At 67.3% G+C, this 24,704-nt stretch carries 20 protein-coding genes; 16 read left to right on the top strand and 4 right to left on the bottom strand.

Annotated features, from left to right (window positions below):
• Positions 1 to 201 precede the first annotated feature (201 nt).
• The 7 genes from LR948_RS01845 (at position 202) to LR948_RS01815 (ending at position 8,754) form a co-directional block, all read left to right on the top strand.
• A complete protein-coding gene (locus LR948_RS01845) occupies positions 202 to 1,131 on the top strand; it encodes an ABC transporter permease (RefSeq protein ID WP_232752227.1) in 930 nt (309 codons plus the stop codon).
• Entirely contained in the window at positions 1,128 to 2,105 is a 978-nt protein-coding gene (locus tag LR948_RS01840) for an ABC transporter permease (protein WP_232752226.1), read from the top strand. Before LR948_RS01845 ends, LR948_RS01840 begins: the two co-directional genes overlap by 4 nt.
• Positions 2,105 to 3,613 carry a sugar ABC transporter ATP-binding protein gene (locus tag LR948_RS01835; RefSeq protein WP_232752225.1) on the top strand — a complete coding sequence of 503 codons (1,509 nt, stop codon included), beginning with the start codon at positions 2,105 to 2,107 and terminating at the stop codon, positions 3,611 to 3,613. The genes LR948_RS01840 and LR948_RS01835 overlap by 1 nt, the downstream gene beginning before the upstream one ends.
• Positions 3,614 to 3,618: 5 nt before the next feature.
• Complete coding sequence (locus LR948_RS01830) at positions 3,619 to 4,746, top strand: Gfo/Idh/MocA family protein (RefSeq protein ID WP_232752224.1); 1,128 nt, start codon at positions 3,619 to 3,621, stop codon at positions 4,744 to 4,746.
• A gap of 296 nt (positions 4,747 to 5,042) precedes the next feature.
• Positions 5,043 to 5,303: a hypothetical protein gene (locus tag LR948_RS01825; protein ID WP_232752223.1), complete on the top strand. Its 261-nt coding sequence runs from the start codon at positions 5,043 to 5,045 to the stop codon at positions 5,301 to 5,303.
• A gap of 212 nt (positions 5,304 to 5,515) precedes the next feature.
• Positions 5,516 to 6,742, top strand: a complete 1,227-nt coding sequence (locus tag LR948_RS01820; RefSeq protein WP_232752222.1) for an acetyl-CoA carboxylase biotin carboxylase subunit family protein — start codon at positions 5,516 to 5,518, stop codon at positions 6,740 to 6,742.
• A 23-nt stretch (positions 6,743 to 6,765) separates the two neighbouring features.
• Complete coding sequence (locus LR948_RS01815; RefSeq protein WP_232752221.1) at positions 6,766 to 8,754, top strand: hypothetical protein; 1,989 nt, start codon at positions 6,766 to 6,768, stop codon at positions 8,752 to 8,754.
• Between the two features lie 173 nt (positions 8,755 to 8,927).
• Here LR948_RS01815 and LR948_RS01810 read toward each other — a convergent pair whose 3' ends face one another.
• Complete coding sequence (locus tag LR948_RS01810; RefSeq protein ID WP_232752220.1) at positions 8,928 to 9,809, bottom strand: LysR family transcriptional regulator; 882 nt, start codon at positions 9,807 to 9,809, stop codon at positions 8,928 to 8,930.
• Positions 9,810 to 9,934: 125 nt separating this feature from the next.
• Here LR948_RS01810 and LR948_RS01805 point away from each other — a divergent pair, with 125 nt between their 5' ends.
• From LR948_RS01805 to ugpC, 9 genes are all read left to right on the top strand, one after another.
• Entirely contained in the window at positions 9,935 to 10,885 is a 951-nt protein-coding gene (locus LR948_RS01805; protein ID WP_232752219.1) for a tripartite tricarboxylate transporter substrate binding protein, read from the top strand.
• The gene (locus tag LR948_RS01800) at positions 10,882 to 11,388 is read left to right on the top strand and encodes a tripartite tricarboxylate transporter TctB family protein (protein ID WP_232752218.1); all 507 of its coding nucleotides are present in this window, start codon (positions 10,882 to 10,884) and stop codon (positions 11,386 to 11,388) included. The genes LR948_RS01805 and LR948_RS01800 overlap by 4 nt, the downstream gene beginning before the upstream one ends.
• Before the next feature lie 3 nt (positions 11,389 to 11,391).
• Positions 11,392 to 12,906 (top strand): tripartite tricarboxylate transporter permease, encoded by a 1,515-nt coding sequence (locus tag LR948_RS01795; RefSeq protein ID WP_232752217.1) that lies wholly within the window; start codon positions 11,392 to 11,394, stop codon positions 12,904 to 12,906.
• The gene (locus LR948_RS01790; RefSeq protein WP_232752216.1) at positions 12,903 to 14,498 is read left to right on the top strand and encodes a gamma-glutamyltransferase family protein; all 1,596 of its coding nucleotides are present in this window, start codon (positions 12,903 to 12,905) and stop codon (positions 14,496 to 14,498) included. The genes LR948_RS01795 and LR948_RS01790 overlap by 4 nt, the downstream gene beginning before the upstream one ends.
• Positions 14,499 to 14,816: 318 nt before the next feature.
• A complete protein-coding gene (locus LR948_RS01785; RefSeq protein ID WP_232752215.1) occupies positions 14,817 to 15,386 on the top strand; it encodes a nuclear transport factor 2 family protein in 570 nt (189 codons plus the stop codon).
• A gap of 239 nt (positions 15,387 to 15,625) precedes the next feature.
• Positions 15,626 to 16,930 carry a sn-glycerol-3-phosphate ABC transporter substrate-binding protein UgpB gene (ugpB, locus tag LR948_RS01780; RefSeq protein ID WP_232752214.1) on the top strand — a complete coding sequence of 435 codons (1,305 nt, stop codon included), beginning with the start codon at positions 15,626 to 15,628 and terminating at the stop codon, positions 16,928 to 16,930.
• Positions 16,931 to 16,981: 51 nt separating this feature from the next.
• On the top strand, positions 16,982 to 17,863 hold the full coding sequence (gene ugpA, locus LR948_RS01775; RefSeq protein ID WP_232752622.1) for a sn-glycerol-3-phosphate ABC transporter permease UgpA: 882 nt from the start codon (positions 16,982 to 16,984) through the stop codon (positions 17,861 to 17,863).
• A gap of 65 nt (positions 17,864 to 17,928) precedes the next feature.
• A complete protein-coding gene (gene ugpE / locus LR948_RS01770; protein ID WP_232752621.1) occupies positions 17,929 to 18,765 on the top strand; it encodes a sn-glycerol-3-phosphate ABC transporter permease UgpE in 837 nt (278 codons plus the stop codon).
• Entirely contained in the window at positions 18,765 to 19,739 is a 975-nt protein-coding gene (gene ugpC / locus LR948_RS01765) for a sn-glycerol-3-phosphate ABC transporter ATP-binding protein UgpC (RefSeq protein WP_232752213.1), read from the top strand. The genes ugpE and ugpC overlap by 1 nt, the downstream gene beginning before the upstream one ends.
• 129 nt (positions 19,740 to 19,868) lie before the next feature.
• On the opposite strand, the gene LR948_RS01760 is transcribed toward ugpC, so the two are convergent.
• The 3 genes from LR948_RS01760 to LR948_RS01750 are packed head-to-tail and all read right to left on the bottom strand — an operon-like array spanning position 19,869 to position 24,291.
• Positions 19,869 to 20,240 (bottom strand): response regulator, encoded by a 372-nt coding sequence (locus tag LR948_RS01760; RefSeq protein ID WP_232752212.1) that lies wholly within the window; start codon positions 20,238 to 20,240, stop codon positions 19,869 to 19,871.
• Positions 20,237 to 23,716 carry a chemotaxis protein CheB gene (locus LR948_RS01755; protein ID WP_232752211.1) on the bottom strand — a complete coding sequence of 1,160 codons (3,480 nt, stop codon included), beginning with the start codon at positions 23,714 to 23,716 and terminating at the stop codon, positions 20,237 to 20,239. The genes LR948_RS01760 and LR948_RS01755 overlap by 4 nt, the downstream gene beginning before the upstream one ends.
• A 26-nt stretch (positions 23,717 to 23,742) precedes the next feature.
• Positions 23,743 to 24,291: a PAS domain-containing protein gene (locus tag LR948_RS01750; protein ID WP_232752209.1), complete on the bottom strand. Its 549-nt coding sequence runs from the start codon at positions 24,289 to 24,291 to the stop codon at positions 23,743 to 23,745.
• Between the last annotated feature and the right edge of the window lie 413 nt (positions 24,292 to 24,704).

Here is a 24,704-nt window from a genome sequence, read left to right as displayed (position 1 = left end):
CCAAGCCCAAACAATCGCCGAGATATCCAAATCTGATTTTCGACTTTTCATGCGGTGTTGGCGGCGTTGCGCGGTCCGGCGGGCCCCGTCACGACCCGGTTGATTCATTTTGGATTTTTCGAGCGTTCATCGCGCATCTCGCTCTGTCTAACCTTGGGCATCGGAGGAGGTGCAGAGATGGACTCGCGGATAAGAAGCCTGATGCGCAGGCACGGCCTGGTCGTCGCGTTCCTGGTGTTTCTCGCAGGTGTCGCGGTCAATGCGGAGGCGTTCCTGACGCCGGGCAACATTCTGGACGTGCTGCGCCAGGTCTCGATCACGGGGATGATGGCGCTCGGCGTCACCTTCGTGGTGCTGACCGGCCGCCTCGACCTGTCCGTGGGCTCGCTCCTGACGCTGCTGACCGTGATCGTGGTCGACCAGCACAATGTCGCGGGCCCGTTCCCGGCGATCGTGATGACGCTCCTCGCGGGGCTCTGCATCGGTGCCGTCAACGGGCTCTTGGTCGGCTTCGTCGGCCTCAACGCGCTGATCGTGACCTTGGCGATGCTGTCCTTCCTGCAGGGGCTCGTGCTGTTCTACTCCGGCGGATCGAACGTCAACGTGGAGAACCCGCAGGAGACCTGGTTCGCCATCTTCGGGCGCGGCGAATTTCTCGGTCTGCCGGTGCCGGTCATCCTGTTCCTGACGGGCGCGGTGATCGCCGGGCTGGCGCTGCAATTCACCACCTTCGGGCGGCGCGTCTACGGGGTTGGCGGCAACGAGACCGCCAGCATCTTCTCCGGGATCGACGCGCGCTGGACGGTGTTCTGGGCCTACGCGATTTCCGGTTTCACCACCGGCATGGCCGCGGTGATCATGGGCAGCCGCGTGATGGGCGCGCAGAACACCATAGGTCAGGGCTACGAGCTGACCGTCCTTGCCGGTGTCATCCTCGGTGGCACCTCGCTCATGGGCGGCTCGGGAAGCATCTGGCGGACGGTGATCGGCATCTCGATGCTGGGTTTCATCCAGAACGGATTGCTGCTTCTCGGCTTCGCCTACTACGTCCAGTGGCTCGTCACCTGGGCCGTCATAATCGTCGCCGTCTGGATCGATCTGGGTGCCAAGCGCGGGAGGATCTTCGCATGAGCCACGTTTCCCTCGCCCCTCGGGACAAGTCGCCGCTGCACGCCGTGCTGTCCTGGCTTCTGCGCAATCACATCTGGGTCTTCCTGGCCCTGACGGTTGCCGTCTTCTCGATCGCGAGCCCGTATTTCCTGACCGTGAACAACCTCGGCAACATCCTGACCCAGGGGGCATTCATCGGCATCCTCGCCATCGGCATGACCATGGTGATGATCGACGGCGAGATCGACCTCTCGGTCGGGGCTATCCTGGCCCTGGCATCGGCGCTGGCGATTGGTCTGCAAGAGCATGTGGGCACCTGGCCCGCGATCTCACTGGGGCTGCTCTCAGGGGCCGCGCTGGGCTTTTTCAACGGCACGCTGGTGGCCCTGTCCGGCATGCATTCCTTCATCGTCACGCTGGGCGCGTTGATCGGAATTCGCGGCCTGGTCTTCGTCTATACAGGCGAGAACGCCCTGATGGTGCCGGACTTCGCCTATACCGAGATCCCCGAGGTGTATCTTGGGCCGGTATCGCTGACCGCGATGATCTTTCTTGGGCTCGCCTTGCTGTTCCAGTGGGTCCTGTCGAGCACCCGCCACGGACGCGAGACCTACGCGGTGGGCGACAACATCGAGGCCGCGCATGACGCCGGGATCGATGTGAAGCGCCACAAGATCATCAACTTCACCCTCTGCGGGACACTGGCGGCTGTCTGCGGCATCCTGTTGTCGATGCGGCTCGGCACCGCGGAGCCCAACGCCGGCAAGATCTGGGAGCTTTGGACCATCATCGCCGTGGTGCTGGGCGGCACGCGCTTGCAGGGCGGCTTCGGCAGCATGTGGATGACCATTGGCGGCGTGCTCACATTGGCCGTGCTGCGCAACGGGCTCAGGCTCCTGAACACCCCAAACTATGTCGAGCTGATGGTGATGGGCGCGGTGCTCGTGCTGGCCCTCGTGCTCGACAAGATCCTGAACCGCAGGGGAGAGTCGTGATGGACGAGGTCATTCTGGAGGTCCGGGACATCACCAAGACCTTCCCCGGCGTGACGGCGCTCGACAGCGTGAGCTTCGACATCCGTCCCGGGGAGGTCCACGCCCTCGTCGGCGAGAACGGCGCCGGCAAATCCACCCTGATGAAGACGCTGGCGGGCCTGCACAAACCCGATGGAGGCGAGATCTTCTACCAGGGCGAGGAGCTGCGGCTTTCCGGCCCGCTCGACGCGCGCCGCAAGGGCATCCTGCTGATCCACCAGGAATTGTCGCTGTCGCCGGAGCTGTCCGTCGCCGAGAACATCTATCTGGGGGCCTGGCCGACCAATCGCTTCGGCATGCTGAAAAAGCGCGAGCTGCGCAGGAATGCCAAGGCCGCGCTCGAGGCGCTCGGCTGCCTCTTCGGCCCGGATGTCCGCGTCGGCACGCTTTCGGTCGCCATGCAGCAGATGGTCGAAATCGCCCGGGCCGAGGCTTTCAGGGCCAATGTCGTGATCTTCGACGAACCGACGGCGTCGCTGACCGACAGCGAGAAAGATCAGCTCTTTCACACGATCCGTGGTCTCAAGGCGCGTGGAGTGGGCATCGTCTACATCTCGCACAAGATGGACGAGATCTTCGACATCACCGACCGGATCACCGTGTTGCGCGACGGCCAGGTGCAGGGAACGGTCGAGACCGCCGCCACCGATCTCAACCAGATCACGCGCATGATGATTGGCCGCACGCTGGATGCCTATTTCGTCAAGGCGAAGCCGGAGTTCGGCGGGGAGGTGCTGCGCGTCGAAGGCCTGAGCAAGCGTGGCCTGTTCCGCGATATCTCCTTCTCGGTGCGCGAAGGGGAGGTTCTCGGGCTCTATGGTCTTGTCGGTGCGGGGCGGTCCGAAGTGGTCGAGACCATCTTCGGCGTCCGCAAGGCCGATGCAGGCAAGCTGTACTGGAAAGAGGGAGAGGTCGCTCTGCCCAGGCCACGGCAATCCATCGACATGGGCATGGCGCTGGTTCCCGAGAGCCGCAAGGAACAGGGCCTCGTCCTGATGATGGGCGGACGGGAGAACACCTCGCTGCCGCATCTGCGTCTGTTCTCGGAGGTCTCGGTGATGAACTGGACCAAGGAAATGGCCGTGTTCGAGAAGTATCGCTCGGCGCTGTCGATCAAAACGACCGGCCCGGACCAGGCGATGTCCCAGCTCTCGGGCGGCAACCAGCAGAAATTCGTGCTCGCCAAGTGGCTCTGCGCCGATCCCAAGCTGATCATCCTCGACGAGCCGACGCGCGGAATCGATGTGGGCTCCAAATCGGCGATCCACGAGCTGATCGCCGAGCTTGCCGAACAGGGCCTCGCGGTGATCGTGATCTCCTCGGAAATGCCCGAGGTCCTGGGGGTCAGCCATCGGGTGCTGGCCATGTCGGAGGGCGCCATCGTGGCCGAATTTCAGGGCGACGCGATGACCGAAGAACATCTCATCGACGCGGTGTCGCATGCCCGCGCGCCGGTCGCGGCGGAGTGAGCGGGATGCCCACTCAGACGCAGGACAGAGAGCTTGGGATCGGCCTTGTCGGATCGGGCTTCATGGGCCGCTGCCATGCCAATGCCTTTGCCGCCGCGCCCGTCTTGTTCGAGCTGCCCGCGCGCCCGGTCAAAGCGGTGCTGGCCGATGCCACAGAGGAAAGCGCCGCAGCCGGCGCGCAGGCCCTCGGCTTTGCACGCGCCACCTCCGACTGGCGGTCGCTGATCGCCGACGATGCGGTCGACATCGTCGCGATCACCGCGCCCAACGTGTTGCACGAACCAATCGCGATGGCGGCAATCGCCGCCGGCAAGACGGTCTATTGCGAAAAGCCGCTCTCGACGACCGCCGCTTCGGCGCGGCGCATGACCGACGCCGCCGAAGCGGCGGGGGTCGTCACCTCGGTCGGCTTCAACTTTCTGCGCAACCCGATGATCCGGCTGGCGCGGGATCTCATCACCTCGGGCGAGATCGGTGAGGTGACCGGCTTCCGGGGACGCCACGCAGAGAATTACATGTCGAGCCCCGACGCGCCGCATTCCTTCCGGACCGATCCGCAGGGCGGCGGGGCGCTGGCAGATATCGGCAGCCACATCATCTCGCTCGCGCGCCACCTCCTCGGGCCGATCGCCGATGTCAGCGCCGACTGTCGGACGATCTATCCCGACCGGCCCGTGGCCGCGGGGGCGTCGGAGCGACGGCCCGTCGAGGTTGACGACATGACCCACGCGCTCCTGCGCTTCGAAAGCGGTGTCTCCGGCAGCCTCGAGGCGAACTGGGCCGCCACCGGGCGCACGATGGACCTGTCCTTCGAGATCACAGGCTCCAAGGGGGCCATCGCGTTCTCGCAGGAACACATGAACGACCTGTTGGTCTACTCCGGTTCCGGTGCCGCGGCAGGTTACCGGCGTATCGAGGCGGGTCCCTCCCATCCGCCCTACGACCGGTTCTGCCCGGCACCGGGACATCATCTTGGGTTCAACGACCTGAAGGTGATCGAGGTGGCCGAGTTGATCGAGGCGCAGGTCTCGAACGGACGGTGCAATCCCGATTTTCGGGAGGCCCTTGCGGTGCAGGAGACCGTGGAGGCGATGCAGGAATCCTCAAAAGCCCGCGGCTGGGTTGGGCTTTAGGCGCAGGTTGGCGGGTCCTATGCTTGGCCTGCCTGAACGGGCGTGATGTCGAATAGAGCACGATCGTTTGAACCCATTCCGACCTGCGCCATCGCCGCGTGTTCAGAGACCTGCACTCCCTGCTTCACCACGAACGCCTTCTGCGCCTCCGTGATCTTCGAGGTTTCATGCGTTTCCGCTCCCCATCCAAGAAAGCCCCCACCCAAAAACTTGCACGTAAAATCAACCTTTAACGCCCGCCCGCGTTCACATCTCCCCCGCCTGCCTTATCTTCCTCACCCGAGGAGGCATTCCCCGTGGCAGCACCGGCGCAAGTGACCTGGGCGAAAACCGACAAGACCGGCGCGGAGATCGTGGCGATCGGCGGCGTGCGGAAATCGCTCTTCGGCAAGGCGGAGTGGCGGCTCTCGGTCGAGGAGGCGGTCACCCTGATCGAGCAGGACGAATGGCGGTTCTTCGTCGAGGACAGGGGCGACCGGCTCTGGCTCGACCTCTGCGAGGACGAAGAAGGCGCCAAGACGATCAGCGCAGACGGGCCGGTGAAACTGCTTCTGTGACAGGGGTTTGCGCGCCCTCGACGCGCCCGCTGACCCGAGGCCAAGCACCAGCCAGGGTTGAAAAGACGCCCTCAGGGCTTAGCCTTTGCTAGTGAAACCGACGCAGATCCAGCTCGCCGGGGTCGCTATTCCCGTGACAGGATTTTCCATGATCCGCGAGCTTGAACAGGGCGCGCGCGTTCTTGTGGGTCTGCCTGACAAAAGGACATGCAATGACCGACAAGAACCCGGACAAAGGGTATATCGCACTCCTGGGCTGGAGCCTGAACGCCATCGACGCGGTCGACCGTTTCGACCGTCGCTACGTCGTGGTCGCGCCGCCCTGGGCCGAGGACTACTGCAAGCAGAACGACATCCCCTATGTCGCCTGGGACTTCGACCGGCTGAACGAACGCTCGCACGAGCTGGCGCATCGGCTCGACGACATGGGCGTCGACGTGGCCATCCCGATCTTCGAGGAAACCGTGGAATGGGCCGGCGCGGTCAACGCCGTCCTGATGAAGAACCCGCGGCTTCTCGGCCAGTCGATGCTGTTCCGCGACAAGTCGCTGATGAAGCGTCGCGCGCAGCTCGGCGGCATCCGCGTGGGCGTCTTCGAGGAGGCGCATGACCGCGGCGACGTGATCCGCTTCCTCAAGCGCGTGAACCAGACGCTGCTGAAGCTCGACGGCGACCCGAACGACCCGATCCACTTCAAGGCCTTCGACAAGTCGGGCACCGCCGGGCACCGGGTGATCCGCACCCCCGAGGATGTCGACAACATCCCCGACGAGGAGTTCCCTGCGCTTCTGGAATCGCATCTCGACGGCTGGGAGTTCGCTGTCGAGGCCTGGATCAAGGACGGCAAGATCCAGTTCCTGAACATCTCGGAATACGTGACGCTGGGCTATTCGGTCTTCGTGCCGGCGACGCCCGAGCTCGAGGAACACCGCGCGCGGATCACCGAGGAAATCGAGAAGCTGATCGAGGTCTTCGACATCGACTTCGGCTTCATCCACCCGGAATACTTCCTGACCAGCGACAACAAGCTTTACTTCGGCGAGGTCGCCTACCGTCCGCCGGGCTTCAACGCGCTGGAGCTGATCGAACGCGCCTATGGCTTCAACGGCTACCAGGGCCTTGTGCTGGCCTTCGATCCGAAGACCACCCAGGAAGAGCTCGACGCCTTCTTCCCGACCGAGGTCGTCGACGCCAAGGGCCATGCGGGCTGCTTCGGCGTCTACCCACGCCGCCGCGTGGTGAGCCGCCTCGAGGTCCCCGAGGAGACCGCGAACCACCCCTATTTCGAGTTCCACGAGCTCTCCGACCCGCGCGAGCAGAAGGTGGCCAAACGGTCAGCATTCGGCACGCATTGGGGGCTGGCCTATTTCTTCGGTGACAACGCCCACGACTTGCGTGACCTTCTCAAGCGACAGGAAGAGCTGGATTATTATGTCTGATGAGTCCGAGGAACGCTTTCGCCGTGGATGGACAGACCGCGGATGACCAGGCCGCGCTGACGCGGCTGTCGGAAACGCTCGACCGGGCCATCGACCGGCTGGACGAGGCCCGGCCCTTCGCCAAGGCGCGCCACCAGCGCCCGGTGCTGGACGTGCTGGGGCGCGTCATCGCGCTGCCCGGTGGGCTGGGGAGGATCCGCCAGCGCGCCGCGCGCATGGATGCGGCGGGGCTGTTCTCGGGCTCGGACTGGGACCAGCCCGAGGTGCTGCTGCCGCAGCTCGTGGCGGGCACGCTGGTCTCGGACGACCCCTCGCTGCGGGCGCTCGAGGCGGCGAGCCTCGCGCGGTTCCTTGCGGTGGCCGAGGGCGAGGCGCGCCATGCCAACCTGCACCAGGAGGGGGCGCGGCATTTCCTGACCCAGGTGCTGGCGCTGAACCTCAAGGATCTGTTCGGCGCGCCGGACGAGGCCGCCCGCGCGCTTGGCGCCCGGCACGACCTCAAGCGCCGGGTGCTGAGCCATATCGCCGACCACATCGGTCTGAACGACGTTCTCAGCGTGCTGGTCTCGGAGATCTGGCGCCTTCTCGAACAGCGCTCGATCCAGGTGGGCGTGGTCAAGGACATGATCGCCCAGATCGCCATCGCGCTGTCCGAGAAGGGCACCGAGCCTGGCAGCACGCGGCTTGGCGCCGAGCGGCTGGTCAGCGCGCTTTTCGGGCCGACCACCGCCTCGCGCGACGACCCGGGGCTGGCGGTCTACCTCGAGAGGATCTCCGTCGCCGATGAAAGCGGCCTCTCGCGCGAGGCCATGGGCTTTGCCCGGGCGATGCATGACACCGGGCTGGTCTCGGATTACCACGCCGCCTTCCTGACCTGGGCGCTCGATTACGAGAACCGCCCGCTGATCCCCGAGGCGCTGGGGCTCGGCACCACCGGGCTTGATTGCTGGCAGCATTACCGCGGGCTGATCGAGAAGCTGGTGCGCTCGGCGGTCTCGCTGCAGACGCCGCAGGCGGCCTACGGGCTGGCGCTGCTGCTTGATCGGGGCATCCTGCATCACGCGCCCATGGTGCCGGCGCTGGAGCGGCAGCTCTCCTTGCAACTGCGCGGTGCGGCGCGCGAGCGCATCGCGCTGGGCTTCGCGGCGGGTGACGCGCCCGAGACCGCGCTTCTGGCGGGTGTCCTGCAGGTGCTGGGCCAGCCGCTCGGGGTGGGGCAGGGCGCCAATCCGACCTGCCAGTCGGCCCGCGCCATCGCCATGTGGGCGCTGATCGACCCGGATTACCTGCTGTTCCTGGTCACCCAGGTGGCCGAGTTCGACATGCTGCAGATGCAGTTCGAGGGCACGGTGATCAACTCCGGCGATCTGCCCGCGGGCCTTGCCGGGGCGGGCCCGATCGACGCGGACCCGGTGTCGGTGCTGCTGGTGGCGCATCTCGACCGGATCTACGCCGAGATGGGGCGGCTCTGCGCGGGACGGCCCGGCGATCCGCACAAGTGGATCAACCCGCAGTTCCACGGCTGGTGGGTGTCGCGCGACTGCGCCGTCGCGGTGGACGTGGCGACGGGCCAGCTCGCGGGCTACGACGACTTCCTGCGGCGTTTCTTCGCGGCCTATCACCCGGCCTTCAACGGCGGCCGCCCGCTGGGCCATCCCCAGCCCGCCGGCATCGCGGTCACCGATGCGCAGCAGCGCTTCGTCGGCTGGCACGCCATCGCGATCCTTCGGGTCGCCGAGGACCAGGCCGGGCGGATGCGCGTCTATTTCTACAACCCCAACAACGACAGCGGGCAGGACTGGGGCAACGGGGTCGTGGTCTCGACCTCGGGTCACGGCGAGCGCTACGGCGAGGGCTCGCTCGAGTTCGAGGCCTTCCTGTCGCGGGTCTACCTGTTCCACGACGAGCCCCTGCGGCGCGAGGAAGGGCGCGAGATCGCGCCCGAGCTGATCGCGACGGTGCGGGACCAGGCGGTCGCGAGCTGGGCGGCGGACCGGCAGGGCGCGGGTTGAGGAGAGCGCGGCAGGCCGATGGCTGAGGGCAGCATGGCAGGCCGATGGCTTAGGCGAGCGCGGGGCTGACCGAAGGCTGAGGCAACCGTGGGGCAGGGGGCCTGCGTCACTCGATTGTCCGATCGGCGGCGCGACGGCGCGCGGAGCCCGCTGGGCCAGCCCCCCGCCGCCCCTCAACTCAACCCATGCGCCTCCGCCGTGGCGACCAGCGTGTCCTGCATCGCCCCCAGGACCACCGACCGGGCCGAGACCTCGCGGCGCACCAGACCGATCCGCCGGGTGATCGCCCCCTGGCCGAAGGGCCGGATCTGCAGGCTCTCCTCGGGCACGTTCAGGATCGCGAGCTTCGGCACCACCGCGATGCCGAGCCCCACCTGCACGAAGCTCACGATGGTCGGCATGGTGTTGATCACCGCCACCGGCTCGCGCCGGACGCCGAGCCGCGACAGCTCGGTGTCGATCTGGCGGGCCAGCGGCACGTCGGTGGCGTAATGGATGAAGGGATAGGCGCCGATCAGCGCGCGTTCGTCGGCGCCCTCGGCATCGGGCGGGGCGATCAGCATGAGCGGCTCGGTCAGGACCGGCGTCCAGATCAGGTCCGGCGGCACGCCGACGTGTTCGGCCACCAGCGCCGCGTCGAGCCGCCCGGCCGAGACATCGGCCATCAGCGCCTCGGAGACCCCGACCCTGAGATCGAGCGAAAGCTTCGGGAACTGCTCCCGCATCGCCCGGAAGGCGCGCGGCGCCAACCACAGCGACACCGTGCGGATTGCCCCCAATTTAAGCACCCCCGAGGTCCGGCCCCCGGTGATCGTGCGCCGGGTCTCGGTCATGATCTGCACGATGTTGCGGGCCCCGCGCAGCATCTCCTCGCCCCGGGCGGTGAGCTGCGGCGGGCGGGTGCGCCGGTCGAAGAGCGGCACCCCCAACTCCCCCTCAAGCGCCTGAATTTGCTGGGAGACCGCCGATGCGGTGAGGTTCACGATCCGCGCCGCCCCGGCGAAACTGCCGGTCTCCGCGACGGCGACGAGGGTTTCGAGCTGGCGGATGTCCATCGCGGCAAGTTAAGCAACGCTTGATAAAAGAGCAAATTATTTTCGTTAGAGAAAGCCGCCCTTGTCTTTTATGGGAGGCCTCACACCCAAGAAGCACTGACAGTCGCAACATGGAGAGACCCGACATGATCCACCTGCCCCGCATCGCCGCGAGCGCCGCGATTGCCGTCGCCGCGCTGGCCGGCAGCGCCCAGGCGCAATCCTACCCCGAGCGCCCCGTCGAGTTCATCGTGCCCTGGTCGCCCGGCGGCGGCAGCGACACGCTGATGCGGATCGTGGCCAACAACGTCTCGCCCTACCTCGGCGCCGAGATGCCGGTCATCAACATGCCCGGCGTCGGCGGCACGGTCGGCCTGACCGAAGCCTCCAAGCGCGAGGCCGACGGCTACACCATCTCGCAGGTGCACGAAGGCCTGCTGACCGCCACCGTGACCGGCATCACCGACCTGGCCTGGTCCGACTTCGAGCCGATCGCGCTGATGACCGCCTCGCCGCAGTTCCTGGTCGCCAATGCCGACCAGCCCTATGCGACCTTCGAGGAGTTCGTGAGCTACGCGCAGGAGAACCCCGGCGAGGTCTCGATCGGCGTGACCCTCGGCGGCGTGCCGCATCTGCACGCGGCGATGATCGAGGAAGCCTTCGACCTCGAGTTCAACTACGTCGGCTACGAGGGCACCGGTGAGCGCATCCGCGCGCTGGTCGGCGGCAACCTCGACGTGGCCATCGGCGATATCTCCTCGGCCGGCCAGTTCGTCGAGAACGGCGACCTGGTCTTCCTGGCCACCGGCGCGCCCGAGCGCATGGCCCAGGCCCCCGACGTGCCGACCTTCCAGGAGCTCGGCGCCGACATGGAGCTGGCCGTGACCCGCGGCATCGTCATGCCCAAGGGCGCCCCGGCCGAGGCCCGCGACGGTCTCGAGGCCGCGCTGGCGGAACTGGCCGAGGACGAGACCTTCGTCGAGCAGGTCAACAATGCCGGCGCCGAGGTGCAGTTCCGCGGCCAGGAGGCCTATGCGGACTACCTCACCCGCCTCGACGAGACCGTGAACCGTCTCGCAGAGGTGCTTGCTCCGTGAGCGAGGAGACGCCGCAACTGACGGGGAAGGAGCCGGGCGAGGTCGCCCGGCTTCTTTCCTACATCGCGCTGCTCGCGGCCTCCGCCGGCCTCTTCTGGGAGGCGACGCGGATCCCGAGCTCACGCTTCGAGACGCTGGGCGCCGGGGCCTTCCCGATGATCGTGCACGGCTGCCTGATCCTGCTGTTGCTGGTCACCATCGCGCAGACCCTGCGGCGGCTGCCCGCGGGCGCCTATGCCGCCTTCGGCGCGGCCTTCGGCACCTGGGTGCGCGAGCGCCGGCTGGTCTTCGTGGTCTTTCTCTGCCTCGGCGCCTATCTCGCCGCGATGCCGGTGATCGGCTACCCGATCGCGACGCTGGTCTTCCTGGCGGTGCTGCAATTCGCGCTGGCCCCCAAGACCAAATCCGCCATGGCGGTGCTGATCGTCCTGTCGCTCCTGTTTTCCTTCGGCTTGAACTGGCTGTTCGCCGAGGTCTTCAACGTCTTCCTGCCCAGAGGGTAAATCATGGACGCCTTTCTCCTCGGCGCCGGCCAGATCCTGACGGCCGAGACGCTGATCTTCATGCTCCTGGGCTCCATCGCGGGGATCATCGCCGCGGCGATCCCGGGCTTCACCGTGACCATGGCGATCGTGCTGACGCTGCCCCTGACCTTCGCGATGGAGCCCCTGCAGGGCATCGCGGTCATGCTGTCGGTCTATGTGGGCGGCTACACCGGCGGGCTGATCTCGGCCGCGCTCCTGGGCATTCCCGGGACGCCCTCGGCGGTGGCCACCACCTTCGATGCCTTCCCGATGTCGCGCAATGGCGAGCCCGGGCGCGCGCTCTCGATCGGGGTTTGGGCCTCGTTCTTCGGCACGGTGATCTCGACCGCGGTGCTGATCGTCGCGGCGCCGCCCTTGGCGATCTTCGCGGTCAAGCTGGGGCCCTGGGAATATTTCTCGCTGATCGTCTTCGCGTTGACCATCGTGGCGAGCCTCGTCGGCCATTCGCTGCAACGGGGCCTCATCGCCGCGCTCATCGGGCTGGCGATCTCGACCGTGGGCACCGACCCGATCCTCGGGCGGCCGCGCTTTGACTTCGACGTCACCATGCTGGCCGCGGGCCTGCCCTTCCTGGTGGTGCTGATCGGCATCTTCGCGATCTCGCAGCTCGCCTCCGAGGTCGAGGACGCCGGCAAGATCCGCTCGGGCCAGAAGCTCGTCACCGGCGAGATCGACTTCAAGACGCTCTCGGTGATGAAAGAGGTCCTCATGCGGCCGGTGAACCTGATCCGCTCCTCCATCGTGGGCGTGCTGATCGGGGCGCTTCCGGGCGCGGGCGGCTCGATCGCCAACCTCGTGGCCTACGACCAGGCCAAGCGCGCCTCCAAGACGCCCGAGAAGTTCGGCACCGGCACCACCGACGGGGTGGTCGCCTCCGAGGCGGGCAATTCGGCGACCGCCGGCGGCGGGCTGATCCCGCTGATCGCGCTGGGCATCCCCGGCTCGGCGGTCGACGCCATCCTCATGGCCTCGCTCATGGTGCACGGCATCTCGGTCGGCCCGCGGCTGATCATGGACAACGCCGACCTGGTCTACGGGATGTTCATCGCCATGGTGGTCGCGAGCTTCATGATGCTCGTGGTCTGCGTGCTGTCGATGCGCGCCTTCCTGCGCGTCGCGGAAGTGCCAAAATGGGTCGTCGTGCCGGTGGTGCTGGTCTGCTGCGTGGTGGGCTCCTTCGCGCTCAACAACCGGGTGACGGACCTCTACCTTCTCGGCTTCATCGGGCTCTTCGGCTACGCGCTGCGCGCGCTCGACTACCCGCTGGCGCCGCTGGTCCTGGGGGTGATCCTCGGCCCCATCGCCGAGACCAACCTGCGCCGGGCGCTGATGACCAACGACGACTGGACGCTCTTCCTGACCCGGCCGGTGAGCCTGATCTTCCTGATCGCGGCCGTGGCCTCGGTCGCCTGGGCGGTGCGCGCGCATCTGAAATCCGCAAAAGCCAAAAAGACCGCAGAAAGGACTGCGCCATGAATTTCCGCCACGATGCCCTCTATCCCTCGCGCCGCTCTCCGGTCCTGGCCGAGAATGTCGTCGCCACCTCGCATCCGCTGGCGGCGCAGGCCGGGGTCGCCATGCTCGCCAAGGGCGGCAACGCGGTCGATGCGGCGATCGCCGCCGCGGCGGTGCTGACGGTGGTCGAACCCACCGGCTGCGGGCTCGGCTCGGACGGCTTCGCCATCCTCTGGGACGGGCAGGAGCTGCACGGGCTGAACTCCTCGGGCGCCGCGCCCGCGGGCTGGACGCCCGAGCGTTTCGCCGGCCGCTCCGAGATCCCCTTCCGGGGCTGGGAGAGCGTGACCGTGCCCGGGGCCGTCGCCTCCTGGGTGGCGCTGATCGACCGCTTCGGCGCGCTCGACCTCGAGACCGTCATGGCCCCGGCCATCGGCTATGCCGAGGGCGGCTTCAACGTCTCCCCGGTGATCGGCGCGCTCTGGCAGCGCGGGGCCGAGATGCTTTCGGAGCAGCCCGGCTTCGCCCAGGCCTTCATGCCCGGCGGCCGCGCGCCCCGGGCGGGCGAGCGCTTCGCCAACCCCGCCCAGGCCCGCAGCCTGCGGCTCATCGCCGAGACCCAGGGCCGCGCCTTCTACGAGGGTGAGCTGGCCGAGAAGATCGCCGCCTTTGCCGGTGAACATGGCGCCGCGCTCAGCGCCGAGGACCTGGCCGCCCATCGCCCCGAGTGGTGCGGCACCATCGAGACCGGCTTCGGCGAGGAGCGCCTGCACGAGATCCCGCCGAACGGGCAGGGCATCGCCGCGCTCATGGCGCTGGGCATGCTGGAGCACACCGGCATCCGCGAGCTCGAGGCCGACGACCCGCAAGCCCTGCACCTGCAGATCGAGGCGACCAAGCTCGCCTTCGCCGATCTGCACGCCTATGTCGCCGACCAGGCGCATATGACCGACCCAACGGTCGAGGCGCTGATCGACCCGGTCTACCTCAAGGCGCGCGCCGCCCATATCGACCCCGCGCGCACCCAGGACCACGGCCCCGGCGCGCCCAAGCACGGCGGCACGGTCTATCTGACCACCGCGGATGCCAGCGGCATGATGGTCTCCTTCATCCAGTCGAACTACTCGGGCTTCGGCTCGGGCGTGGTGGTGCCGGAGACCGGGATCAGCCTGCAGAACCGCGGCGCGGGCTTCACGCTGGAGGACGGGCATCCGAACCAGGTCGCCCCCGGCAAGCGGCCCTTCCACACCATCATCCCCGGCTTCGTGACCCGCAACGGCGCGCCCGAGATGAGCTTCGGCGTCATGGGCGGCCCGATGCAGGCGCAGGGCCACGTGCAGATGATGCTGCGCTGCGGGCTCTGGGGCCAGGACGTGCAGAGCGCCATCGACGCCCCCCGCTGGCGCTTCGTCGCGGGCGCCGAGGTGGCGGTCGAGGACGCCATGCCCGAGACCACCCGCGCGCGGCTCGCCGAGATGGGCCATGCGATCAAGGTCGAGGCCCCCGACAGCGCCTTCGGCTTCGGCGGCGCCCAGCTGATCCGCCGCCTGCCCGGCGGCGGCTACGCGGCGGGCTCCGACCCGCGCAAAGACGGCCTCGCGGCGGGCTTCTGAACAGGGCGCGTGGTGAGGGCGAGGGGCGATGTTCCTCGCCCTCGCCACGTGGCGCAGCTTTCGGTGCGGTGAAAAGTTCCGCGGTCCTCCGGGACTGATCGACACGGCACCGGCGCTGTTTCTTCTTCTAAAAACAGACCGATGACCGCCTCCGGTGCGGGGCGGCTTGTGCCGTCATGGCCGACGGCGCGCCCCGCCGTGCGGCGGTCTTGCGCGACCCGCAGGCAAGCCCCCTGCGTATCTACTCAAAGATTTCGTGGACTCAAGACATTTCAAAAATATACAAAAGACTCGTCCAAATATTTTAGAGGTGCCTTGATGAACTCCCGAATTCTTCTCTCCGTGCTGGCCGCGAGCCTGACTTCGGCGCCGGCCCTGGCGGAGACCTTCCCGCCCCAGCATTGGGCCAGCGCCGGCGGGCTGGTGTCGCTCGAACCGCATGGCGCGGCCGATCTCTCCGCCCTGGAGGCCGGCGACCTGCGGCAGATCGAGGAAGCCTTCATCCGCTGGGGGCTCTATTACGACGAGGGCCGCAGCGACCTCCTGTCCTCGCTCTTTGCCGAAGAGGGCTCCCTGGTCGCGACGCTCGGCAGCGCCGAGCCGATCGCCAGCTTCACCGGCCCCGAGGCCATTGCCGAATACGTCGACGCGACGCTCGGCCAGCAGGGCGACCAGCGGCGCCATTCGATCACCAATTTCATCGTCGAGGAAGCCTCCGAGGACAGCGCCCATGCGCTGGCTTACGGAATCGTCCTGGTGGCCGCCGACGGGCTGAGCGTCGGCTCCTCGGTGCTTTATGACGGCGAGTTGGAGAAGAACGGGCAGGGGGTCTGGACCTTCTCCAAGCTGACCATCGCGATCGACGATTACGCCGGCAACCTGAACTGATCCCCACCTCACGCGACACGCGCGGGCCCGGCCTCCGGGTCCGCGCGATTTATCGCGCATTGCCAGCGCCTTGGCCGCCGAACTGCCCGCGCCGCGCCATCCTCCCCGGCGCCAAATCCTTGCAACCAAAACCCGCCTCTCTTGCGCGACGCTCCCGTTCTCCGCTACTGCTTCGGGGCGGGTGTTTTTGATCGGGCGGTCAAAAGCTCGGAAGCATCCGGCATAGGGAGGAAAAGACTATGACCAAGATCATTTCGGCGGCGGTCCTGACGGCCGTCGCGGGCACGGCGACGCCAAGCTTCGCCGAGACCGAGGTGCAATTCTGGCACGCCTTCACCGGCCGGCTCGGGGAGCTGGTGGACGAACAGGTCGCCAGCTTCAACGACAGCCAGGACGCCTATACCGTCACCGCCACGCACAAGGGCAATTACTCCGAGACGCTGAACGCCGGCATCGCCGCCTTCCGCGCGGGCGAGCAGCCGCATGTCCTGATGGTCTTCGAGGTGGGCACCGCCACCATGATGGCCGCCGAGGGCGCGGTGCGCCCGGTGCACGAGGTCATGGCGGGCGGCGAGTTCGACCCCGAGGCCTTCATCGGCGCGGTCAAGGGCTACTACACCACCACCGAGGGCGAGATGCTCTCGATGCCCTTCAACTCCTCGACCCCGGTCCTCTGGGTGAACCGCGACAAGCTCGAGGGCGCGGGCATCGACCCCGACACCGAGATGACCACCTGGGACCAGGTCGGCGAGGTGCTGACGCAGCTCAAGGACGCGGGCGTCGACTGCCCGATGACCACCGCCTGGCAAAGCTGGATCCACCTCGAGAACCTCTCGGCCTATCACAACGTGCCGTTCGCCAGCCAGGAGAACGGCTTTGCCGGCGCCGATGCCACGCTCGAGCTGAACGGCCCGGCGCAGGTCAAGCACATCTCGACGCTGGGCGAATGGGCCCAGGACGGCAAGTTCATCTACACCGGCCGCCGCAACGAGGGCGGGGCGAACTTCCGCGGCGGCGAATGCGCGCTCTTTACCGAAAGCTCGGCGGGCTACGCGGGCATCAAGGCCGAAGCCGATTTCGCCTTCGACGTCCGTCCGCTGCCCTATTGGGAAGGGGCCGGTGACGCGCCGCAGAACACCATCATCGGCGGCGCCTCGCTCTGGGTCATGGAAGGCCACGACGAGGCGGATTACGACGGCGTCGCCGCCTTCCTGAACTTCCTGTCGAGCCCCGAGATCCAGGCCAAGTGGCACCAGGACACCGGCTACCTGCCGATCACCTCCGCGGCCGCGGAGCTGACCCGCGAGCAGGGCTTCTACGAGGAGAACCCCGGCACCGACGTGGCGGTCGCGCAGATGACCGCGAACGAGCCCACGGCGAATTCCAAGGGCATCCGCCTGGGCTACTTCGACCAGATCCGCACGGTGATCGACGAGGAGCTCGAGGCCGTCTGGGCCGGCGACAAGGAGGCCCAGGCCGCCCTCGACAGCGCCAAGGAACGCGGCGACCAGCTGCTGCGCCGCTTCGAGCAGTCCACCCGCTGATCTGAGAGCAACATAGGAGCGGCGTCCCGGGTGACCGGGACGCCGGCCGCCATGGACAAGCGCGTCACCTTCAAGGGGCTCTGGCTGCCTCTCCTCCTGGTCCTGCCGCAGATCGTGATCACCGCGGTCTTCTTCTTCTACCCGGCCGGGCAGGCGATCTGGCAGTCGCTCTACATCCCCGATCCCTTTGGCCTGTCGATGAAATTCGTGGGCCTGGGCAATTTCGAGTATCTGCTGGGCGACCCCTATTACCGGGCCTCCTTCCTGACGACGGCGGTGTTCTCGGTGCTGGTCACCGTGGTCTCGATGGGCGTGGCGCTCTGGCTCGCGGTGCTGGCGGACCGGCTGATCAAGGGCTCGGGCACCTATCGCACGCTTCTGATCTGGCCTTATGCCGTCGCGCCGGCGGTGGCGGGCGTGCTCTGGCTTTTCATGTTCAACACCCGCGTCGGCGTGGTGACCTGGTATCTGGGCGTGCTGGGCTACGACTGGAACCACGTGCTGAACGACAACGAGGCCATGGGCCTTGTGGTGATCGCCTCGGCCTGGGGGCGGATCTCCTACAACTTTCTGTTTTTCCTCGCCGGGCTGCAGTCGATCCCGCGCTCGGTGATCGAGGCGGCAGCGATCGACGGGGCGCGGTTCTGGACCCGCTTCCGCACCATCGTCTTCCCGCTCCTCTCGCCGACCACCTTCTTCCTGCTGGTGGTGAACGTGGTCTACGCCTTCTTCGAGACCTTCGGCGTGATCCACACGATCACCTCGGGCGGGCCGCAGCAGGCCACGACGATCCTCGTCTACAAGGTCTATGCCGACGGCTTCGTCGGGCAGGACCTGGGCTCCTCGGCGGCGCAGTCGGTGATCCTGCTGGCCATCGTCTCGGTGCTGACCATCATCCAGTTCCGCTTCGTCGAACGGAGGGTGCACTATTGACCGGCCGTGACGCCCTTGCCGCAGAGACACCGCCGGTCAAGGCGCCCGGCGCCGACCACGACGGCATGGTCGAGCGCCGCGGCGCCGGCCTCTGGCTCACCCACCTCGGGCTGATCGTCGGGCTGTTGTTCATCTTCTTCCCGATCTGGCTGGCCTTCGTCGCCTCGACCATCTCGCAGCCCGAGATCGCCCGGCCGCCGATGCCGCTTCTGCCAGGCGACCAGTTCATCGAGAACTACACCCGCGCGCTGACCTCGGGGATCAACGCGCCGGTGGCGCTGATGCTCGGCAATTCGCTCGTGATGGCGCTGGGCATCGCCTTCGGCAAGATCGCGATCTCGCTCCTGTCGGCCTTTGCCATCGTCTACTTCCGCTTCCCCGGGCGGCAGCTTTTCTTCTGGCTGATCTTCCTGACCCTGATGCTGCCCGTCGAGGTGCGGATCGTGCCGACCTACGAGGTGGTCGCGGGCTTCGGCATGCTGAACAGCTACTCGGGGCTGATTTTCCCGCTGATCGCTTCGGCCACGGCGACCTTCCTCTTCCGGCAGTTCTTCATGACCGTGCCGGACGAGCTGGCCGAGGCCGCCCGCGTCGACGGCGCGCGACCGATGCGGTTCTTCTTCGACATCCTCCTGCCGATGAGCCGCACGAACATCGCCGCGCTCTTCGTGATCCTGTTTATCTACGGCTGGAACCAGTATCTCTGGCCGCTCCTCATCACCACCGACCCCTCGATGAACACCATCGTCATGGGCATCAAGCAGATGTTCCCCTCGGGCGACGACATCGCCGACTGGCCGGTGATCATGGCGACCTCGATCCTCGCGATGATCCCGCCGGTGATCGTCGTGGTCGGCATGCAGCGGCTGTTCATCCGCGGCCTAGTGGAAAGCGAGAAGTAATGGCGACCCTCTCTCTACGCGACGTGAAGAAGCGCTTCGGCAAGACCGAGGTCATCCATGGCGTGAACATCGACATCGAGGAGGGCGAGTTCATCGTGATCGTCGGCCCCTCGGGCTGCGGCAAGTCCACGCTTCTGCGCATGGTGGCGGGCCTCGAGACCGTGACCTCGGGCGAGATCGCCATCGACGGGGCGCGGGTCAACGAGAAGGAGCCGATGGACCGCGACATCGCCATGGTCTTCCAGAACTACGCGCTTTACCCGCATATGTCGGTTTTCGACAACATGGCCTACGGGCTGAAGATCGCGGGCACGCCGAAGGGCGAGATCGCCGAGCGGGTGGAGCAGGCGGCGGACCTTCTGCAGATCCGCGACTTCCTGGCGCGCAAGCCGCGCGAGCTCTCGGGCGGGCAGCGCCAGCGGGTGGCCATGGGCCGGGCCATCGTGCGCAAACCGGCGGTCTTCCTCTTCGACGAGCCGCTCTCGAACCTCGACGCCAAGCTGCGGGTGCAGATGCGGCTGGAGATCCGGCAGCTTCAGCGCGAGCTGGGCGTGACCTCGCTTTACGTGACCCACGACCAGGTCGAGGCGATGACCATGGCCGACCGGATGATCGTGATGAACGCGGGCCATGCCGACCAGATCGGCGCGCCGCTCGAGGTCTATTCCAACCCCGCGACCGAGTTCGTGGCGGGCTTCATCGGCTCGCCGCCGACAAATTTCTTCGAGGCAGGCGGGCGCGGGCGCATCGGCGTGCGGCCCGAGCATCTGAGCATCGTCGAGGGCGCCGGGGCCGGGCAGTTGGGCGCCACGGTCGCCAATGCCGAGCCGCTGGGCGCGGAGACGCTGGTGCACGTGCGGCTCGAGAACGGCAGCCTTCTGACGGTGCGCCAGGACGGCGCGGCCCCGATCCCCGCCGAGGGGACCGGCATCGGTCTGGCCTGGGACGGACGGCACGAGATGCGCTTCGGCTGAGGGTCGGGGAGGGCGCGTGGGCCGGCGGCGTTGCGGGCCGCCTAGTTTCAAGGTGGCCGGGGCGCCGGTGCGATGCCGCGCAGCCCCCGCACCTCCAAGCAACGCGGGCCGCGCCCGCCCTGCCTCACCTCAGCAGGGGTCGCTCACCGCGTCGCGGGTGACGCTCAGAAGCGCCTGTTTCAGCCGGTCGGTGGCGACGGGCTTCTGGCAGGAGCGGCAGCCGGGATAGCTTTTGCTCACCTCCGCCTCGTAGGCATGGCCCGAGTGGAAGACCAGCCCGACCTTCTGCGCCTGCAGCTTGTCGGCCAAGGGAAAGACCTCGCCGTCGGTCAGCCGCACGTCGAGGATCGCGGCGTCGGGGGTGCGCTCGGCCAGGGCCGCCTCGGCGGCGCGCAGCGAGGCATAGGGGCCCATGACCTGGAAGCCGAAGCCCTCGACCAGCATCTCGAGATCGAGCGCCACGATGGGCTCGTCTTCGCAGATCAGGACGGTCGCGGTCATTCGGTCACTCCCGAGGGGCCAGGGATGTATTTCAACCGCGTGGTGCGGTTCTCGGCGGTGGCATCCACCGCCACCGAGCCCCCGAGTTGCGACGCGGAGAGCTTCACGAGCGTCGAGCCGAAGCCGGCGGGGCCTTCCTGGGAAGAAAGCGCCTCGGCGTAGGATTCGTTCCACGTCAGTGTCACCTCGCCGTCGGCGGCCTGCTCCCAGCCCACCTGCAGGCTGCCCGCGACCGGGCCGAGCACCCCGTATTTGGCCGCATTGGTCGCCCATTCGTGCATCAGGAGCGACAGCGCCGTCAGCTCCTGGCTGTTCACCGTGATGCGCGGGCCGGTGACCTCGATGTTGGTGCCGTCGGTATAGGGATCGAGCGAGGCGCGCACCGCGTCCTCGATGGTCAGCTGCTCGGCGCCGGGCGAGCTTTGCGTCAGGTCGTGCGACCGGGCCAGCGCGGAGACCCGGTCCTCGATGCTGGCCACCAGGTCCGGCACCGTCTCCGTGGTCCGCCCGGCGATCCGCACCATGCCCGAGATGATCGAGAACATGTTCTTCACCCGGTGGTTCATCTCGCGCAGCATCAGCTCGCGCACGCGCTTGGCCTGCTGTTCCTCGGTGACATCGAAGATCACCCCCAGGACCCGCGAGGTGCGGTGCCCGTCGACCCGCCGGCCAACCAGCTGCAGCGAGCGGTTCTCGGTCAGGTCGCCGGCGATCTGGAAGGTGACATCCACGCCGCCCGCGCCGTGCAGGTCGGTCTTCATCGCCTCGCGCACGCGCTCGCGGTCCTCGGAGGCGACGCGGGCCAGAAGGTCCTCGTGGGTCAGCTCGTTGAAATCGGCGGCCAGGATGCTGCTGCCGGTGTCGTCGAACTTCAAGACGCCGCCCTCGGGGTTGCACTCCCAGACGCCAAGCTGCGCCACGTCGAGCGCCAGGCGCAGGCGCTCGCCCTCGTGTTTCAGCGCCTCCTCGAGCAGGATCGCCTCGGTCAGCTCGGTGAAGACCAGCGTCGCCCCGTCCAGGTCGCCGTCCGGCGTGCGGTAGGGGGTGATGACCAGCGACCAGGTGCGGTCCTGGGCGCGGTCGCTGACCCGCATATGCGAGACCTCCCCGGTCTGCATGACCGCGCGGATCGCCGAGAGCACCTCGTCGTTGCGGCGCAGCGTGCTGGTCACCTCGGTCAGCGGGCGGCCGCGGTCGGCGCCGCGGAAGGGATAGATCGACTGGATCGCATCGGTGAAATTGCGGATGTTGAGATCCGCATCCACCACCACCAGGGGCAGGGCGGTCGAGGCGAAGAAGTTCGACAGGTCGGCATTGGCGATGGACAGCTCGTCGACCTTGGTCTTCAGCTCGTCGTTGACGGTCGAGAGCTCCTCGTTGGTCGACTGCAGCTCCTCGTTCATCGACATCATTTCTTCGTTGGAGCTTTTCAGCTCCTCGTTCGCCGTCTCCAGCTCCTCGACGGTGGTGTGCAGCCGGTGGCGGGTGCTGCGCAGCTCGTCCTCGAGGCTCTGGACGTGGCTGTCCGAGGGATCGAGGTCGTCGACCTCGTCGTCGTCGCTCAGCGGCTCGAAGCGGTCGCGGTCGCGGAAGATCACCAGGATGGTGCCGTCGTTCAGCGGGTCGGCGATCAGGTCGAGCTCCTGGCGCCCGAACTCGGATTGCGCGGTCAGGTCGCGCGACAGCGTGCGCTTGTTGTTCTGCGCGACCTGCCGGATCAGCGCCGAGAGCGCGTCGCGGATGCCCGGGCGGGCGACATTGGCGGCGAACTGGCTGTCGTCGCGCCCCGGCGTGAAATCGAGGTATTTGCCCAGCCGGCCGGTCGATTTCAGGATCTCGCCTTTGCGCGAGACCTGCAGGGTCGCCGGGGCGAACTGCGACAGGATGCGGTCCACCGCGCCGCTGTCGTTCCATTCGAGCCGGGTCGAGGCCTCGCGGTCGCGCGCCGGGCGGCGGGTCTGGCTGCCCTCGCTCCGGGTCTGGCCGCGCAGTTGCAGCGGGTATTTCGGGCTGCCTTCGAGGCGCTGGAAGACCCGCGCGCTCTGGTCGACGGGCTGGAACATGTGGTCGTAGCGCCCGATGCTTTCCGAGGGCCCGAGGAAAAGCTTCGCCCCGGGTTTCAGCGAGTAGTGGAAGATCGGCAGGACCGCGGTCTGCAGCTGGTCGCCGAAGTAGATCAGCAGGTTGCGGCAGGACAGAAGGTCGATCGCCGAGAAGGGCGGGTCGCGCACGATGCTGTGCACCGAGAAGCGGATCATGTCGCGGATCTTGCCGGCGACCTGGAACTTGCCGTCGCGGGCGATCGTGTAGAGGTCGCGCATCTCCTCGGGGATGTCGCCGAGCGCGGCCTGCGGGTAGACCGCGTCGCGGGCCAGCCGCAGCATCTGTTCGTCGATGTCGGTGGCGAAGATCTGGATGTTCACCGAGCGCCGCTGCAGCCGCACCTCGTGGGCGAACATCATGGCGATGGAATAGGCCTCTTCGCCGCTCGAACAGCCGGGCACCCAGATGCGGATCTCGTCGTCGTCCCGGGCGTCGCGCACCAGGGGATGCACCGAGCGCTTGCGCAGCACCTCGAAATGCTCGGGGTCGCGGAAGAAGCGGGTGACGTTGATCAACAGTTCGCGGAAGAGGATCTCGCATTCCTCGGGCTCGGCGCGGATATGCTCGAGGTATTCACTGGCATCGCCCAGGTCGAGCACCTGGATCCGCCGCTGCACCCGGCGCACCAGGGTCGACTGCTTGTAGCCCGAGAAGTCGTGCCCGACGTAGCTGCGCACCACCGCGCAGATGTCGCTGATCGACTGTTCCACCGTGCGCGCCAGCCGCTCGTCGATCTTGTCGACCAGCGAATGGGCGTAGAACTGCAGCACCGCCTCGATGATCTGGTCGGGCGCGCGCACGAAGTCGACGAGCCCGGTGGCCTGGGCCGAGGTCGGCATGCCGTCGTATTTCGCGGTGTCGGGGCTTTGCACGATGCAGAGCCCGCCGTGTTCCTTGATCGCGCGCAGCCCCGCGCTGCCGTCCGCCCCGGTGCCCGAGAGGATCACGCAGGCCGCAAAGCGCCCCTGGTCGAGCGCCAGGCTCTCGAAGAAGTCGTCGATCGGACGGCGCAACCCGCGCGGCTGGGAGAACTCGGTCAGATGCAGCACGCCGTTCTTGACCGAGAGCCCATGCGCGGGCGGGATGATGTAGACATGGCCCGCCTCGATGGTCTCGCCGCCCGAGACCTGGGTGACCTCGAGCTCGGTGTGCCGGCCGAGAAGCTCGGCCAGGAGGCTCTCGTGGTTGGGGTCGAGGTGCTGGACGACGACATAGGCGAGGTTGCTCTCGGCGCTGGCCTGGGTGAGCATCTCGCGGATCGCCTCGAGCCCGCCGGCCGAGGCGCCGATGCCGACGATGCAGAGGCGTTCCTGCGCCTCGGCTTCGCTCTCCTCCTCCGCGGCTCGGGGGGAGCCCTGGTTGTCGTCTCTCATCACTGTTGTCTCACCGTCCCGGTCTGTCAGCGCCGGTCCTCGTCTAGTGTCAGCCTGGCCAGCGTGGCCACCGAGTCCGAGATGATCTGCGCCGAGCCTACCATGGCGAGACCGAACTCCCGCCCGATCTGTTCGACGTCGCTCAGCGCGTGGTGCAGCTCGGCGTCGTTGACGCGGATCTGCGAGCGCTGGAGCGCGGTGGTCATGTCGAACTGCGAGGCGAGGATGAAATGCGCGGTGCCGCGGCTGTCGCGCAGCCGGGTCATGAAGACGTAGTTGTGAAAGCTCGACCCGTCCTTGCGGTAGTTCAGGACCGGGAAGCGCCCGGCGTCCTGCGCGGGGTCATGCGCGAAGTCATGCAGCGCGCGGCGGCTGTCGTCGGAGGTCTCGGGCCCCTGCAGGAGCCGGCAGTTGCGCCCGACGACATCCTCGGGGTCGTATCCGGTCAGCTCGCAAAAGGCCGCGTTGACCATGGTCAACGGCATGTCGCCGTCCGTTTCGGACACCGCGAGGGCCACGTTGGATTTCTCGAGATACGCTCGCAGGGATGCGGGCAACTCCGTCTGGGCGCTCATCGAGCTCCTCGCTGGTTATGCGTCACCTCCAGAACATGCATTCAAGACACGTCTTGGCAAGCAACCACAGGGAGAATGATGCATTCCTGCATCGGGATGTATGGGGGCGAGGCGGGTTTGTGCGGCGCGGTGGCGGATGACCTTGCGTCAAGGGGTGGGGTTGGGCGGTGGTGTGGTGCGGTGAGGGTGGGGTTTGACGGGGGGGGGGCCGGTGAGGGCTGGGAGGAGAGTAGTGCCGGTGATTTGCGGTGCTGAGGTCGCGGCCGGCTGATGCGGGCGGGCGGTGATCTGCGGTGCCATCCTCTTGGCTCGGGCGCGCTGGCTGGCGAGGAGGGGCGCGACCTGCCTGGTCACCCCGAACGGATCCAGGTCTCCAAAAGCCCGGGCCGACCCGCCCTCCACTCCAAAGGACT

The sequence above is a fragment of the Roseivivax sp. GX 12232 genome (genome assembly GCF_021272185.1).
Lineage (GTDB): Bacteria > Pseudomonadota > Alphaproteobacteria > Rhodobacterales > Rhodobacteraceae > Roseivivax.
This window is presented reverse-complemented; position numbering and strand designations above follow the sequence as displayed.